Here is a 14,164-nt window from a genome sequence, read left to right as displayed (position 1 = left end):
CGCCGCGCGCGGGGCCGCGCTGCCGGGCGCAAACGGGCGCGCCGCCTCGGTACGCGCTTGACGCGCGAACCCGCAGGGGCCACGGACGCGGCCGTGAGCGAAGGCTTCTATCGCGGCAAGCGCGTCGTGGTGACCGGCGCCGGCGGGTTCATCGGCAGCCACCTCGTCGAGGCGCTGGTCCGGGAGGGCGCGCGCGTGAGGGCGCTCGTCCGGTACACCTCGGGCTCGCGGCGCGGGCACCTCGACCGGCTCCCCGAGGACGTGCTCGCGCAGGTCGAGGTCGCCCCCGGCAACGTGGAGGACGCGGGCGCGGTCCGGTCGCTCGTGCGCGGCGCCGACGTCGTGTTCCACCTCGCTGCCCTGATCGGGATCCCGTACTCGTACGTGGCCCCGCAGCAGTACGTGGCGACGAACGTGCAGGGCACGCTGAACGTCCTCGAGGCGGCGCGCGAGCACGGCGCGCGCGTGGTCCACACGTCGACGAGCGAGACCTACGGCACGGCGCGCTACACGCCCATCGACGAGGCGCACCCCCTGACCGGCCAGTCCCCGTACTCGGCCACGAAGATCGGCGCCGACAAGCTCGCCGAGAGCTATCACCTCTCGTTCGACCTCGAGGTGGCGACCATCCGGCCGTTCAACACCTACGGCCCGCGGCAGTCGTCGCGCGCGATCATCCCGAGCGTGATGCAGCAGCTCGCCGCCGGCAGCGCCGTTCTCCGCCTCGGGAGCACCACGCCGGTGCGGGACCTCAACTTCGTGACCGACACCGTCGCCGGCTTCCTCCTCGTCGGATCGAGCGCGCGGGCCGTGGGGCAGACGCTCAACGTCGGGAGCGGGCGCGCCATCTCCATCGGCGATCTGGTCCGCCTCATCTTCGAGGTGACGGGCAAGCGCGCGGAGCTCGTGACGGACGAGGCCCGGGTGCGCCCCGACGCGAGCGAGGTCATGGTGCTGCTCGCCGATTTCCGTCGCGCCGCGGAGCTCGTCGGCTACGCGCCCCGCGTGCCGCTCGAGGAGGGGCTCGCGCGGACGTACGCCTATGTCGAGCGTCACCTCACCGATTACCGGCCGCGCGAGTACGCGATCTGACGCGCGCCGCCGCGCGGCCGGGGGCCGGCGCCTCGCGCGCCCTCTCCGCGGGGCGCCGGCTGGATGGATGGAAGGCCATGTGGAAGATACCTCTCAGCGATCTCTCGTTCGGGCCTGAAGAAGCCGAGGCCGCGCGGCAGGTCGTCGCGTCGGGCTGGTTGACGATGGGGGAGCGGACGGCGCAGTTCGAGCGGGCGCTCGGCGAGGCGCTCGGCACCCCGAGGGTGCTCGCCGTGACGAACTGCACCGCCGCGCTGCACCTCGCGTACACCGCGCTCTCCGTGGGCCCCGGCGACGAGGTCATCTGCCCGAGCCTCACGTTCGTGGCGACCGCCAACGCCGCGCTCCTGTGCGGGGCCAACGTGGTGCTCGCCGACATCGTCGGCGGCGACGACCTCAGCGTCGATCCCGCCGACATCGTCCGCAAGATCACCCCGAGGACGCGGGCGATCGCGGTCGTCCATTACGCCGGCTACCCTTGCGACATGGACGCCATCTGCGCGATCGCGGCCGAGCGGGGGCTCGCGGTGGTCGAGGACGCGGCGCACGCGCCGCTCGCGAGCTACCGGGGCAGGGCGCTCGGGACGCTGGGGGACGTCGGCTGCCTGAGCTTCTTCTCGAACAAGAACCTCGCGGTCGGCGAGGGGGGCGCCGTGATCGCGAGGGACGACGCGCTCCACGCGCGCATGCGGCTCCTCCGCGCGCACGGGATGACGACGCTCACCCTCGATCGGCACAAGGGGCACGCGTTCACCTATGACGTCGTGGACGCGGGCATGAACTACCGCATCGACGAGATCCGCAGCGCCATCGGCCTCGTGCAGCTCGGCCGGCTCGCGGCGGGCAACGCGCGTCGGCGCGCGCTCGCGGCGCGCTACCACGAGCGCCTCGCCGGGGCGCGGGGCCTCGGGCTGCCGTACCGCGACTTCTACGCGCGCGGGCTGGGGGAGAGCGCGCACCACCTCATGCCGGTGCTCCTGCCCGAGGGCACCTCGCGCGAGGCCGTGATGGAGGCCATGAAGGCGCGCGGGGTCCAGACGAGCGTGCACTACACGCCGATCCACCGCTTCTCGCACCACGGCGCCTCGGACCGGGTGCGCAAGGAGGGGCTCTCGCGGACGGACGCGATCGCGGGCCGCGAGCTCACGCTGCCGCTCCACCCGCGCATGGCCGACGCCGACGTCGACGCCGTGTGTGAGGCGCTCGCCGCGTCACTCCGGTAGGTACCGCTGCCGGTTCTTCTCGAACTCGTCCTGCGCCTCGGCGAAGTCGTCGCTCCTTCCGATGTCGAGCCAGTGGCCCCGGAAGGGGAAGGTGGCCACCGGCTCGCCGGCGCCGAGCAGCGCGTGCATCAGGTCGTCGAACCCGAACGGCCGGCCCTCGGGGATGAAGCGCAGCACGCCGCGGCTCATCGCGTAGATGCCCATGCTGACCCAGAACGTGTACGTTGGCTTCTCGCGGAAGCTGACGACGCGCCCGTCGGCGCCGAGGTCGAGCACCCCCAGGTCGATCTTCGAGGCGCGCTCGCAGACGGCGACGGTGAGCGGCGATCCGGTCGACTCGCCCGTCCGGTGGAGCGCCGAGAAGTCGAGATCGCTGAGGATGTCGCCGTTCATCACGAGGAAGCGCTCCGGCAGGTCCCGCTCGATGACCCGGAGCGGGCCCACGGTCCCGAGCGGCGCGTCCTCGCGCTGGTAGGCGATGCGCAGCCCGTATCGGCTCCCCTCGCCGACGACCGCCTCGATGAGCGCGGCCTGGTGGCCGACGCACATCACGACGTCGGTGACCCCCGCCCGCGCCAGCTGCCGGAGGAGGATCTCGACGATCGTGTGATCCCCGATCGGCATGAGCGGCTTCGGGATAAGGGCGGTGTAGGGGCGGAGCCGGGAGCCTTTGCCGCCGGCGAGCACGACTGCCTTCATGCGATGACGTATACCCACGCGCTGCCCGGACGGGGGACCATTCAGCAGAATTTCACGCTCGCCCGGCCCGCGGCGTCCTCTCCGATTGACTCTCTTCGGGCTGCTCTATTACTGGTTGGAGAGCGTCCCGCGGCAGGTCAGCCCCGGCGTGGGGCGATTCACCCCTCACAGGCGACTTGGGCAGCAATCATGACGATGGTACCTCCGTCCCGTACCCCCGCCAGGAAGCGCCGGAAGCTCGGATATCGAGGCAGCGGCACCTTCGCCATGTGCAGCGCCGGCCCGCACCCGGGCGGTCCGCTCTTCCGGCAGCTGTGCACGCTCGCCGACCGCTTCAACGCGTGCGAGGGCGATCCGGCCGCGGCGCAGATCGGGAGCGTGCTCTCGCTGCTCGCCCTCTACGCGACCAAGCCGAACGACAGGGATTTCCGGTTGCCGTTCGGCTCCTTCGTCATGGATCTCGCCCTCGCCGACGAGGCGCGGACCCGGGCGCCGGGCGCCGGGCCCGTCCCGTACGGGCGCCCGCTGCTCGCTCGCTGACCTGGGCTTCATGAGCACGCGAGAGCTACCGACACGACCAGCGGGGCGCAGCAAGCGGACGGCGTCGGCCTCGGTGGTGCTCATCGTGAGCGCCAGCGAGCAGCTCGCGGAGCGTTGCCGGCGGCTGGTCTTCGTCGAAGGCGCCGACCTGCTCGCGTGCGATCTCGTGTCGCTGCGCGGCAGCGCGGCATGGCTGCACCCGCTGGCCATCGTGATGACGCAGGACGTGCGGGCGTTCGATCCGGAAGGGTTCATGGAGCTGTCGCGGCGCATCGGCGCCGAGCTCGTGGTGCTTCCCTCCGAGAACGTGTCGGACACACAGCTCACCGCGATGATCACGGCGGCGCTGGACATCGCCCAGCGCCGCCGTACCGACTGACGGCGAAGCGCGGCGGTCGAGGGCGCGTCAGTCGCGCGGCGGGAGGACGTCGCCGGACCGGCTCGCCCGCAGGCACCCCTCGTCGAGGCCCAGCTTGCACGCCTTCGTGAACAGCTCGACCGCCTTCCGGTCGTCGCGCTTCACGCCCTCGCCCTCCGCGTGGAGATGTCCGAGCTCGACGCAGGCGGGGGCGTTCCCGCGCTCGCAGACGCGCTGGAACAGCGCGGCCGCGCGCCCGGGATCGGCGCTCGCGCCCTGGCCGTGGAGGTAGGCCCTGCCTGCCGCGAGGCATCCGAGGTTCGCGCCGGCGTGGCATGCGCGCGCGTGCCAGTAGAGCGCCGCCTCGTCCGCCTCGCTCGCCCCGCCGGCGCCGCCCGCGCGCGCGAGCCGATCGTGGTAGGCGTCGCCGAGCCGCAGGCAGCCGCGCGCGCTCCCCTCCGCGCACGCCCTCTCGAACAGCGTCATCGCTCGCTCCACGTCGATCGAGACGATCGCTCCGCCCAGGTACATCGATCCCAGCGTCGCGCAGTCCTCGATCTGGTGGTCGGCGCAGCCGTTCGTACAGCCGACGAGATCGTCCGCCTCGCACGGCAGCCGCAGCGGCGGCGGGGCCGCCTCGGCGCTCGCCGCGGCTCGCGGTGTCGCCGCGCGCCCCTCGGGTGCAGGCCGGCCCGGATCGGCAGGGCGCCGCGCCGCGGTCGCGCTGCTGCAGCCGCAGAGGAAGAGCGCGCCGAGGAGCGACTGGGCGAGTTCGCGCACGTGCATGCTCGAACTCATGACACACAGGGAGCGCTCTCCCAATGCCGCCCCTCGGGCACTTTCAACCCCGCCGCGTTTGCCCCGGGCGCGCGGGGTAAGGGGAGCGCTCCAGGGCTGGTCCCGCGCCGGGCCTCGGTGTACACGGAGACGATGCCCCAGATGAGCCCTCCTCCGCTGCAAACGCTTGATGAGCCGAACCTCGAGGCGCTCGTCGAGCTGATGTTCCTCGCGGCGTTCGCCGACGGCGAGTTCAGCCCGGAGGAGAAGATCCATTTCGCCCGGAGCGTAGAGTCGCTCACGGATCGACGGATCCCGCAGAGCACCATGGACACGCTCCTCCAGACCGTGGTGGAGCAGCTCCACAAGGAGGGCCGCGCGGCCCGGCTCGCGTCGCTCAAGGAACGGCTCGCCAGCCCGCAGGCCCGAAAGGTCGCCTTCTTCCTGGCCGCTCAGGTCGTGGTCGCCGACGGGATCGTCAGGAGCAGCGAGCGCGAGCTCTTGCTCGACGTCGCCGCGGCGCTCGAGCTCGATCAGGCCGAGGCCGCGGAGATCGTGCGGAAGCTCGCCGCTTCATGAGCGGCCGGCCGCCCTCGGCGCGCCGCGCGCGGGGGGACAGGGGCGCCCCCTGCGCCGCGAACGCGGGCCGCTGCGCGGGGCGCGCGCGGCGGGGTGAACGGGCGCCGGCGTTTTCGGTTACGATGGCCTCGCCGTGACCTGGTCTTCCACTGGTAGTTTCCTGATCCCGTTTCCGGTGCCGGGCTCAGCGCTGACCTCCACCCGGGGGACGTACGTGATCGGGGCGCTCATCGGCGACGGGCAGTATGGCTCGGTCTACGAGTGCAGCGGGCCGTTCGATCAGGTGTACGCCCTGAAGATGCTGCGGCCGGCGAACAAGCCCTACCAGGTCGTCAAGGAAGAGTGGTCGCGCGAGATGCTCCGCCTGGAGAGCTTCCGCCACCCGAACATCGTCTACATCCACGACGCGTTCGAGGTGAATTACCTGTTCTACCTGGCGCTCGAGCGGTGCGACACGAGCCTCCGGGCGCTGCTCGGCGCCCCGTTCCAGCCGCCGCTGCTCCTGGAGCTCGCGCGCCAGCTGCTGATGACGCTGCAGTACCTGCACGACAACGGCGTCGTGCACGCCGACCTGCACGCGGGCAACGTGCTCATCTCCCAGCTCGACCACAGGCCGCTCGTCAAGCTCACCGACTTCGGCGTGGCGCACCAGCTCGACGGCGTCACCCGCTGGTTCCGCCCGCAGGTCGCGAACCCGAAGATCCTCGTGCCGGAGCTCGTGACGGCGGGCTACACGACGACGCAGAGCGACCTCTACCAGCTCGGCCTGCTCATGTACCAGATGCACACCGGGCAGCCGGCCATCGACGTCAACGTCGCCTACGAGGAGATCACGCGGCAGATCGCCGAGGGCACCCCCCGGCAGAAGGCCGAGGCGCTCGGCACGCCGCTCAGCCAGGTGATCGCCAAGCTGCTGCGCCGCCGCGACGCCTACCGCTACCACTCCGCGCGCGATGTCTGGGACGATCTGCGCCAGCTCCGCTGGGCGTAGCGCGATCTCCGCTGCGCCCCGCGCGCGTTCCGGGCTAGATCTCGCGGCATGATCGCCGCCGAAACGCCACGCGTCGTCTCGCTCACGCCCGCGGTCTTCCACCTGCCGGACGCGGTGAACCAGGTCTCCCGCACCTACGGAGAGAGCCCGATCGTCCCGCGCGGCCCCCGGCTCCGGCCGCTGCTCGACCGGGCACGGCACGGCATCGTCGAGGCCCTCGGCGCGTCCAGCTACGAGGCCATCCTCCTCACGGGCTCGGGATCGACCTCCATGGCCGCCGTGCTCGGCTCCTGCTTGCGGCGCGACGAGCGGCTCCTCGTCGTCCGGAACGGCGCCTACGGCGACCGGATCTTCGAGTACGCCGCCACGCTCGGCCAGCCAGTCGTCGACATGTGCCTGCCCTACGGCGAGCGGCCGGACCTCGCGAAGATCGAGGCCATCCTGGCGGCGGACGAGGTCGACGCGGTGGCCATGGTCTACGGGGGCACGTCGACGTGCACGTTGAACCCCTTGCCCGAGGTGGGCGCGCTCGCCCGGAAGTACGGCAAGAAGCTCCTCGTCGACGGCATCAGCGCGCTCTTCGTCGAGCCGCTGGCCCTCGAGGGCTCGGGCATCGCCGCCGTCATGGGCTCGTGCAACAAGGGCCTGCACAGCCACCCGAACCTGACGGTGGCGCTGGTCCGGAAGGACCTGCTCGCCGAGATGGAGCGGATCCCCGCCCGCGTCCCGAGCCTGGAGCTCCACAAGACCTGGCGCGCCCAGCAGGGCGGCGCGCACCCCTACACGATCGACCCGATGAGCCTCTGCCAGGTGATCGCGGCGCTCGATCACCTCGCCGCCACCGGCGGCGTCGCCGGGCGTCACGCCGTGTACCAGGCGCGCTGCGCGATCCTGCGCCCCGGCTACGAGCGCCTCGGGCTGACGATCGCGCGCTGGGAGAACATGCCGCTCCAGTCGATCGGGACGGCGCTGCACATCCCGGCCGGGCGGACCTACGACCAGATGGCGAGCCGGCTCGCCAGCGAGCCGGTCGATGGGCACGTGTTCGAGATCTACGCCGCCCAGGGGAAGCTCTCGGACCGGCTGTTCCGGATCTTCCACATGGGTGAGTACCCGCTCGAGGCCTACGAGATCTTCCTCAAGGCGCTCGCGCGCGTCGTCTGAGCGCGGGGCCCGCGGCTCACGCCGCGCGGGGCCCGCGGCCCTCGTCGCGCGGCGGCCTGCGGCTCACTTCGCCTCCTTGGGCGCCTACTTCTTCTCGGCCGGCGCGGCGGGCTTGTCGCCCTTGGCCGCCTTGTCGCCCGCGGGCTTGGCCGCCTTGTCGGCCGTGGTCTTCCCGGCCTTGGCGTCCCCGGCCGCGTCCTTCGCCGCGTCGCCGACGCCGAGCAGCTCGATGTCGAAGACCAGCGTCGCCTTGGCCGGGATCTTCGGCGGGCTGCCCGTGTCGCCGTAGCCCAGCCGGGAGGGGATCGTGAGCTTGCGCTTGCCGCCCACCTTCATCCCGGCCACGCCCTGGTCCCAGCCCTTGATGACCTCCGACGCGCCGAGCGTGAACTCGAACGGCTCGCGGCCGACGGAGGAGTCGAACTCGGCGTTGTTCTTCAGCAGGCGCCCCGTGTAGTGGACGCGGACTTTGTCGCCGTCCTTCGCCTCCGGGCCGGTGCCCACGACGGTGTCTTCCTTGGTGAGATCGGCGGGCTCCGGCTCGGCGGGCTTCACCACCGGCACGGCGCTGCCCGGCGGCAGATCCGGCTCGGGGACCTTCTCCTCGCAGCCCGCGACCGGGCCGAGGAGGACAGCGCAGGAGATGGCGATGACGATTTGGAGGGGCTTCATGGCGCCACGTCTTACGCACCCGGCGCTGGGCGATCAACGGTCACCCGACGCGCCCGGGGGCCTCCCGGCCGTCCGGGTTTCCGTTGCAGCGCTCCGGCCCGCGCGGTTAGGGTGCGGCCACCTTGGCCCGCGCGTTCTCCGTCGCTGCCCTGGCGATCGCCGAGGGGGGCGCCAATGCCGTTGGCGCGGTGCGCTTCACCTGCGCCGAGGCGGAGCTCGAGGTCGAGCTGGTCCGCGTGGCCGGCTACTCGGAGGGGTTCGCCCTTGGCGCCGTAGCGGCGCCGGTCCGCTTCGGGGTGCCCTACACCGCGATCCGCGGCCTCTTCCGGCGCGGCAAGGCGCTCTGCGTCGCGCTCGATCCGTCCGCGTGCTCGCCGCACAACTGCTTCGTCCTCGCGCGCTTCGAGGGCGATCTGCCCGGCGTGCCCGGCGTGACCTCGCCGGCGGCGATGGAGGCGATGGAGAGCGCCTACCGCGCGCGCCTCCACGCCCGCATGGCGAGCTGGATCGCGCCGGCGCCGCTCGGCGTGCTCGCGGCCGCCCTGTCCCCCGACTATCTCGCGAGCGGCCCGCTCGGGACCGCGTCGCTCGCGTGCCTCGTCGCGCTCGCGACCTGGCTCGCGTTGCGCTTCGTCGCGCGGCTCGCGACCTGGGGAGGGCCGCCCTCGGACCGCCTGCGCGACGCGCTCGTGGCGGAGATGTCGAGCCGCATGGGCTTCGCGTCGGAGCGGCTCGCGGCCTCGTCCCCCGGCTCGCCGGCCGCGCCCGTGTTCGCGCCCCGCCCGACGCCGCTCGGCGAGCGGCCGGGGCGCGAACAGAGGCGCGGCGTCGAGGAGGGGATCGACGCGCTCCCGCTCCGGGCCCGCGTGCTCGTGCCCGCGGCGCTCGCGGTGATCGGCATCGTGGCGACGATGGCGTTCGTGCAGCGGTTCGCGGCCCCCCGCGATCTGCCGCCGGCCGAGCGGCAGGCGGCGCGCGGCGTCGGGCAGGCGACCCGGGGAGCCACGGCCGCGCTCCTCGCGAGCGAGGCCCGGGAGCGCGCCGAGCCGTCGTTCCCGCACTGCCTCTGCGACCGCGCCGACTCGCCGCTCTGGCGGGCGGGGGTGCCGATCCTCAGCCTGCTCGGAGCGACGGGGCCGGACGACGGCGCCGGGGTGATCGCGCCGATCCTGCGGCGAGACCGCGCGGACGACGACGCGGAGAGCGAGGCCGGCGCGGGGCAGGGCGACGCCGCCGGGGAGCAGGGCGACGCCGGAGCGGAGCCGAGCGACGCGGGCCGGGCCGGCCGCGCGACGCGGCCGGCGCGCGGCCGCTACGACTTCGAGCTCGCGGTCGTGAACAACAGCGGCGCGCCCGTCAGCGACTTCCGCGTGCTGCTCACGTTCGCGCGGCGCGATCGCCGCGGCGAGCGCGCCGGCATCACCGAGCGCGGGCTGTTCTGGGAAGGCGCGCTCGGGCCGGGGCGCGCGGTGAAGTGGCACGTCGAGGCGCCCGGGACGGAGGTGAAGATCGAGCCGGGCGTGACGGGCATGCTCGACGGCGAGACCGGCGTGGCGTCGCCCGACGCCTTCTTCCAGCTGACGCGCGCGCGCTACCGCGTGGTGCGCATCCACGCGGCGATGATGCTCGCCTGGCTCCGCGACCCGCGCGCCCGCGACGCGCTCGTGGCGCTCCTGCCCGCCGCGCCCGCGGAGGAGGCGATGCTCGGCCGGATCCGGCGCGCGACGGCCGATGTCATCCCGTGCTCGGCCGCGGTCGTCGAGGGGCGGCTGCGCGCGTGCCTCTTCAACGGCGGCGTGAATCCGGTGCGCGGCGCGACGCTGCGCGAGGTCGCTGCGGGCGAGGGCAGCGCGCCGCGCTCCTGGCCCGTCGGGGCGACCCTTCCGGTGCACGAGGGGGTGGAGGTGACGCTGCCCCTCGAGGGGAGCGCGGCGCCCGAGGAGCTCGAGGTGGTCCCGCAGGAGCGATGAGCCGATGATGGGGGAATGAAGAGAGGCTTCAGGGCCGCGCTCGCCCTTGTCGCCCCGCTCGCCGCCGCGCTGGCGCAGCTCGCGGGGGCCCGCGAGGCCGCCGCGTGGGCGCCGCTCGATCTCGAGGTCGTCCCCCGCTGGCGCGCGCTGCCGGCCCGCTACCACATCAACGGGGCGACGATCCCGGGGCCGCTCTCCAGCTTCGCCGCCGCCAGCATCGAGGCCGGCTTCGCGGCCTGGTCGAGCCCCGGATGCACGGCGTGGGAGGCCGAGCTCCTCGGCGACACGGGGGACGGCTACGACTTCGACGACGGCAAGAGCGTATTTCTCTGGATCAGCGACGGCTGGCCTGGCGAGCTCGGGCGAGCCGACTCGGTCATCGCCGTCACGATGCCGGTCTGGGATGCCGACGGCGTCATCGGCGAGGCCGACATGATCTTCAACAACGTCGGCTTCTGCTGGAACGACACGGGCGAAGGAGACTGCATCGATGTTCGATCGATCGCCACGCACGAAGAGGGGCACTTCCTTGGCCTGGGCCACACGAGCGTGCGCGGCGCGACGATGCTGGGGTTCTACCCGGGCGGCACGTCGGCGCGCACGCTCGAGGACGACGACATCGAAGGGGTCTGCGCCCTCTACCCGATCGCCGGGATGAGCGCCGCGAGCTCGGGCGGCGGCGGCTCCGGCGCGGGCGCGACGGCGACCTCGGGCGGAGCGGGCGGCGCGGCGTCGGGGAGCGAGGACAGGCCGAAGAGCGGCAACGTGGACGAGGCCGAGGGCGACGCCGGTTGCTCCTGCTCGGGCGCTGGCCAGCCGCCGATCGCTCTCGGCGCCCTCCCGATGACGGCGCTCGGCGCGCTGCTGGCCTTCTGGCGCCGGAGCCTGCGCGAGCGGCAGCGATCGGGCGGGGCAGGAGAGCGCGCCCCCCGTGTTGTCGCGCGGACGGGTGCGCTTTACAACCCAGCGCAGCCGGGGCAAACGTCCCGCCATGCCCGAGCCGAGCACCGCAGCGTTCGAGGCGGAGGTCGCGCGTGCCCTCCGCTCCCTTGAGGCCGACAGCTCCGTTTCCGCCCTCGATCCGCTCGGCGATCCGGCCGGGGCGGCGCGCGTCCTCTTGGCGGAGGGCGGCGGCGCGCCGCTGATCCTCCGGGTGGCGCCCGAGCTTGGCGCGCTGCGGCGGGAGCAGGATACAGGCTTCGGCCCGGCGCCGCGGGACCCCGTATGGCTCCGGATCGAGCGCGGCGCGAGCGCCCTCCGGCTCGCGCCGCTGAGGCTCGCGGGCGCCCGCCACGCGCAGCCCGAGGCAGGCGGCGCGGGCGGGGCCGGGGAGGGCACGGCCGAGCTTCGCGAGGCGGTGGGCGTCCAGGTGATCTCGGAGCGGCGCCCATGCTGCGGCGCCCCCACGTGCGCGCACGAGCGGACGTACGTCGCCGCCTGGCTCGGGCTCGCCGCGCCCGCGCCTGCGCGCGCCACGGCGGCGCGGCGCCTGCTCGTCGCCGAGGCGCAGGATCTCGAGGCCGCGCGGGCGGAGGCGCTCGTCGAGGCGGTGGCGGCGCCGCTCGCGGCCGCGCTGGGCGTCCCGCTGGAGACGGCGCGGGGTACCGAGCCGCCCGGCGCCATCGCGCCGCGGCCCCTGCCGGAGCCTGCGCCGACTCCACTGCCAGCGCTGCCGGCCGCCGCGCTGTCGCGGTTCGCGATCCGGAGCGAGGGGGAGCTCCTCGTCTTGCGGGATTACGCGAGCCACGGCCCGCGCGGCTCCGCGGCCCGCAACGCGCTCATCGGGGCCGCGTTGCTGCTCGGCGCGCTCGCGCTCTGGATCCAGGTCATGCGGAGCGTCTCCGCGGGGGACAGCGGCATCGCCATCGGCGTCGGCAGCGCCGCCGTGCTGCTCTCGCTCGCGGGCTACGCCTTCCTGGGCGTCGCGAGGTTCTCGTCCCGTTATGCGGCGCGCTCCGCCCCGGTCGTGTCGTTCGGCCCGGGCCGCTTCGTCGTCGCCCCCTGGGTGAGCCGCACCGGCGCGATCGACCTGCGCCCCGAGGGCCGGCTGGGAGCGGCCATCTCTGCCGGGGAGGTCCGCGAGATCCGCGTGCTCCCGCGCGGCGACCGGTTCGCGGTCGAGATCGAGACCGACCACGGGCCCATCGACGCCCTCCTCACCGAGCGCGAGGACGTCGCGCGCTACTGGCGGGACGCGATGGATCGCGCCGTCGCCTCGGTGCGCCACGCCGGCGGCCCGTCCGCCAAGCAGCGCCTCCGGGCGCGCGCCCAGGCGCAGCAGGCCCCCGCGGCGGGCTGAGCCGTACCGGCGATCGCCGCCTGCGCGGGGGGATACGCAAAAAGATGTCCGACGGGCGTCCTCCACCGGCGTCCTCAACCTGGGTCGGATGCCCCTCAACCTGGGTCGGATGCCCCGATGCCCCACCGCAACCTGGGTCGGATGCCCCAATTCTCCTTGTGTGCCGCTCTTTCTCATGTAATGAACTCGTTCAGTGAACGCGTTCACTCAAAGGCCCGGCCGGCGCGACGCCCAGAAAGACGCGACGCGCGCCCGGATCCTCGAGGCCGCGCGCGACCACTTCGAGCGCCACGGCTTCGAGGCCGCCAACGTCCGCGCTATCGCCGCGGACGCGGGCGTGGCCGCCGGCACGGTCCTCCTCCATTTCGCCGACAAGCGCGACCTGCTCCACGCCGCGCTGTTCGACGACCTCGCCGCCACCGCGGCCGAGGCCGTCCGCGACGAGGAGCCCGGCTCCCTCGAGCAGCGGCTCCACCGGCTCGGGGCCGCCTTCTTCGCGTACTACGCCCGCCGGCCGGCCCTCTCGAAGACGCTGCTCCGCGACGCGCTGTTCGCCGACCCGCCCTGGCAGGCCCGCTTCACCGAGCAGGTCGCCGCCGTGCACGGCCGCGTCGTCGAGCTCTTCAACGCCGCCCGCGCGCAGGGGGAGGTCGCCGACGACGCCGACCCCGCGCTCTTCGGCGTCGCCTTCTTCTCCTTCTACTACTTCGCGCTGATCGCCTGGGCCCAGGGCGCGCATCCGTCGCCCATCGCCCTGCTCGATCGGCTCGTCGCTCAGCACCTCTGCGGCCTCCGCCCCGCAGCCAACGTCAGGAGGGCTCGATGACGTCATCCATCATGTTCCGCAGTCCAGCGGCGCGCGCGCGCATCGCGGCGTGGTTCGACAGGTTCCACGAGAAGCTCCCGGTCCCGACCCGATCGCGCGAGATCTCCACCCGCTTCGGCGCCACGCACGTCCTCATCGCCGGCCCCGAGGACGCCCCGCCGCTCGTCTGCCTGCACGGCGCGCTCGCCAGCTCCGCGCACCTCATGCCCGAGCTCGGCCCGCTCCTCGCGCGCTACCGCCTCCACGTCGTCGACGTCATCGGCCAGTCCGTCAAGAGCGCCGACGTCCGCCTGCCGATCGACGGGCCCGCCTACGCCGAGTGGCTCACCGACGTCCTCGACGCGCTCGGCCTCGCGCGCCCCCACCTCCTCGGCGTCAGCTGGGGCGGCTTCGCGGCCCTGCGCATGGCCCAGGTCGCGCCCGCCCGCATTGACAGGCTCGTCCTGATCGTGCCGGCGGCCCTGGTGTCGGGCTCGGCGTGGCAAGGCCTCACCCGCATCGCGATCCCGATGGCCCTCTACCGCGCCTTCCCCTCGGAAGAGCGCCTCGCGCGCCTCGTCTCCGGGCTCTTCTCCACGCACGACGACATGTGGTGCTCCTACTTCGGCGACGCCGTCCGCAGCTACCGGCTCGATTTCCGCCCCCCGCAGCTCGCCACGCCCGCGTCCCTCGCCGGGTTCACGCGGCCCGCGCTCGTGTTCGGCGCCGACGACGACGTGAGCTTCCCCGGCGCGAAGCTGCTCGCGCGCGCGAAGGAGCTCCTGCCCCACGCCGAGACCGAGCTGCTCGAGGGGTGCCGCCACTCGCCCCCCACCGACGACGCCTTCCGCGCGCGGCTCTGCGGGCGGATCTCGCGCTTCCTCGGGAACGACGCCGCGCGCGACGCCGCCGACGTCGCGCCGCCCCCCGCGCCGCCCGGGCTCGCCGCGCCGGTCGCGTGAACCCCGCGCCGCGCTCCCGCTGGCGAGCGTCCC

The 14,164-nt window shown here is 73.8% G+C and carries 15 protein-coding genes; 12 read left to right on the top strand and 3 right to left on the bottom strand.

All coding sequences use genetic code 11. The features are described from left to right. Positions 1-93: 93 nt before the first annotated feature. Together WMF22_RS25905 and WMF22_RS25900 are read left to right on the top strand one after the other, a co-directional pair. Positions 94-1,092, top strand: coding sequence for an SDR family NAD(P)-dependent oxidoreductase (locus tag WMF22_RS25905; RefSeq protein WP_438031514.1), 999 nt, complete (start codon positions 94-96; stop codon positions 1,090-1,092). Between the two features lie 77 nt (positions 1,093-1,169). Continuing rightward, complete coding sequence (locus tag WMF22_RS25900) at positions 1,170-2,315, top strand: DegT/DnrJ/EryC1/StrS family aminotransferase (RefSeq protein ID WP_437292681.1); 1,146 nt, start codon at positions 1,170-1,172, stop codon at positions 2,313-2,315. Here the strand turns inward: WMF22_RS25900 and WMF22_RS25895 are convergent. Beyond that, complete coding sequence (locus WMF22_RS25895; RefSeq protein WP_437292680.1) at positions 2,304-3,014, bottom strand: nucleotidyltransferase family protein; 711 nt, start codon at positions 3,012-3,014, stop codon at positions 2,304-2,306. The genes WMF22_RS25900 and WMF22_RS25895 overlap by 12 nt on opposite strands. 189 nt (positions 3,015-3,203) lie before the next feature. Between WMF22_RS25895 and WMF22_RS25890 the strand changes: the two genes are divergently transcribed. Further along, positions 3,204-3,554, top strand: coding sequence for a hypothetical protein (locus WMF22_RS25890; protein ID WP_438031513.1), 351 nt, complete (start codon positions 3,204-3,206; stop codon positions 3,552-3,554). Between the two features lie 10 nt (positions 3,555-3,564). Continuing rightward, the gene (locus tag WMF22_RS25885) at positions 3,565-3,933 is read left to right on the top strand and encodes a hypothetical protein (RefSeq protein ID WP_012237412.1); all 369 of its coding nucleotides are present in this window, start codon (positions 3,565-3,567) and stop codon (positions 3,931-3,933) included. A 27-nt stretch (positions 3,934-3,960) separates the two neighbouring features. Here the strand turns inward: WMF22_RS25885 and WMF22_RS25880 are convergent, their stop codons facing one another. Continuing rightward, positions 3,961-4,698: a tetratricopeptide repeat protein gene (locus WMF22_RS25880; RefSeq protein ID WP_437292678.1), complete on the bottom strand. Its 738-nt coding sequence runs from the start codon at positions 4,696-4,698 to the stop codon at positions 3,961-3,963. A 153-nt stretch (positions 4,699-4,851) separates the two neighbouring features. Here WMF22_RS25880 and WMF22_RS25875 point away from each other — a divergent pair, with 153 nt between their 5' ends. From WMF22_RS25875 to WMF22_RS25865, 3 genes are all read left to right on the top strand, one after another. Then, positions 4,852-5,268: a tellurite resistance TerB family protein gene (locus WMF22_RS25875; protein WP_437292677.1), complete on the top strand. Its 417-nt coding sequence runs from the start codon at positions 4,852-4,854 to the stop codon at positions 5,266-5,268. A gap of 175 nt (positions 5,269-5,443) precedes the next feature. Beyond that, entirely contained in the window at positions 5,444-6,259 is an 816-nt protein-coding gene (locus WMF22_RS25870; RefSeq protein ID WP_157907782.1) for a protein kinase domain-containing protein, read from the top strand. A 48-nt stretch (positions 6,260-6,307) separates the two neighbouring features. Continuing rightward, positions 6,308-7,423, top strand: coding sequence for a pyridoxal-phosphate-dependent aminotransferase family protein (locus tag WMF22_RS25865; RefSeq protein ID WP_437292676.1), 1,116 nt, complete (start codon positions 6,308-6,310; stop codon positions 7,421-7,423). Positions 7,424-7,507: 84 nt separating this feature from the next. Here WMF22_RS25865 and WMF22_RS25860 read toward each other — a convergent pair whose 3' ends face one another. Then, the gene (locus tag WMF22_RS25860) at positions 7,508-8,095 is read right to left on the bottom strand and encodes an FKBP-type peptidyl-prolyl cis-trans isomerase (protein ID WP_438031512.1); all 588 of its coding nucleotides are present in this window, start codon (positions 8,093-8,095) and stop codon (positions 7,508-7,510) included. A 122-nt stretch (positions 8,096-8,217) separates the two neighbouring features. Here WMF22_RS25860 and WMF22_RS25855 point away from each other — a divergent pair, with 122 nt between their 5' ends. From WMF22_RS25855 to WMF22_RS25835, 5 genes are all read left to right on the top strand, one after another. Next, the gene (locus WMF22_RS25855; RefSeq protein ID WP_437292674.1) at positions 8,218-10,065 is read left to right on the top strand and encodes a hypothetical protein; all 1,848 of its coding nucleotides are present in this window, start codon (positions 8,218-8,220) and stop codon (positions 10,063-10,065) included. A gap of 15 nt (positions 10,066-10,080) precedes the next feature. Next, on the top strand, positions 10,081-11,118 hold the full coding sequence (locus WMF22_RS25850; protein ID WP_437292673.1) for a matrixin family metalloprotease: 1,038 nt from the start codon (positions 10,081-10,083) through the stop codon (positions 11,116-11,118). Continuing rightward, on the top strand, positions 11,057-12,364 hold the full coding sequence (locus tag WMF22_RS25845) for a hypothetical protein (RefSeq protein WP_437292672.1): 1,308 nt from the start codon (positions 11,057-11,059) through the stop codon (positions 12,362-12,364). Before WMF22_RS25850 ends, WMF22_RS25845 begins: the two co-directional genes overlap by 62 nt. 193 nt (positions 12,365-12,557) lie before the next feature. After that, a complete protein-coding gene (locus WMF22_RS25840; protein WP_438031511.1) occupies positions 12,558-13,190 on the top strand; it encodes a TetR/AcrR family transcriptional regulator in 633 nt (210 codons plus the stop codon). After that, entirely contained in the window at positions 13,187-14,131 is a 945-nt protein-coding gene (locus tag WMF22_RS25835; protein ID WP_438031510.1) for an alpha/beta fold hydrolase, read from the top strand. The genes WMF22_RS25840 and WMF22_RS25835 overlap by 4 nt, the downstream gene beginning before the upstream one ends. The last annotated feature ends 33 nt before the right edge of the window (positions 14,132-14,164 follow it).

Source organism: Sorangium sp. So ce204 (assembly GCF_051526795.1).
GTDB lineage: Bacteria > Myxococcota_A > Polyangia > Polyangiales > Polyangiaceae > Sorangium > Sorangium cellulosum_B.
Note: the sequence above shows the minus strand (reverse complement) of the source record. Positions and strands in the feature narration are given on the sequence as shown.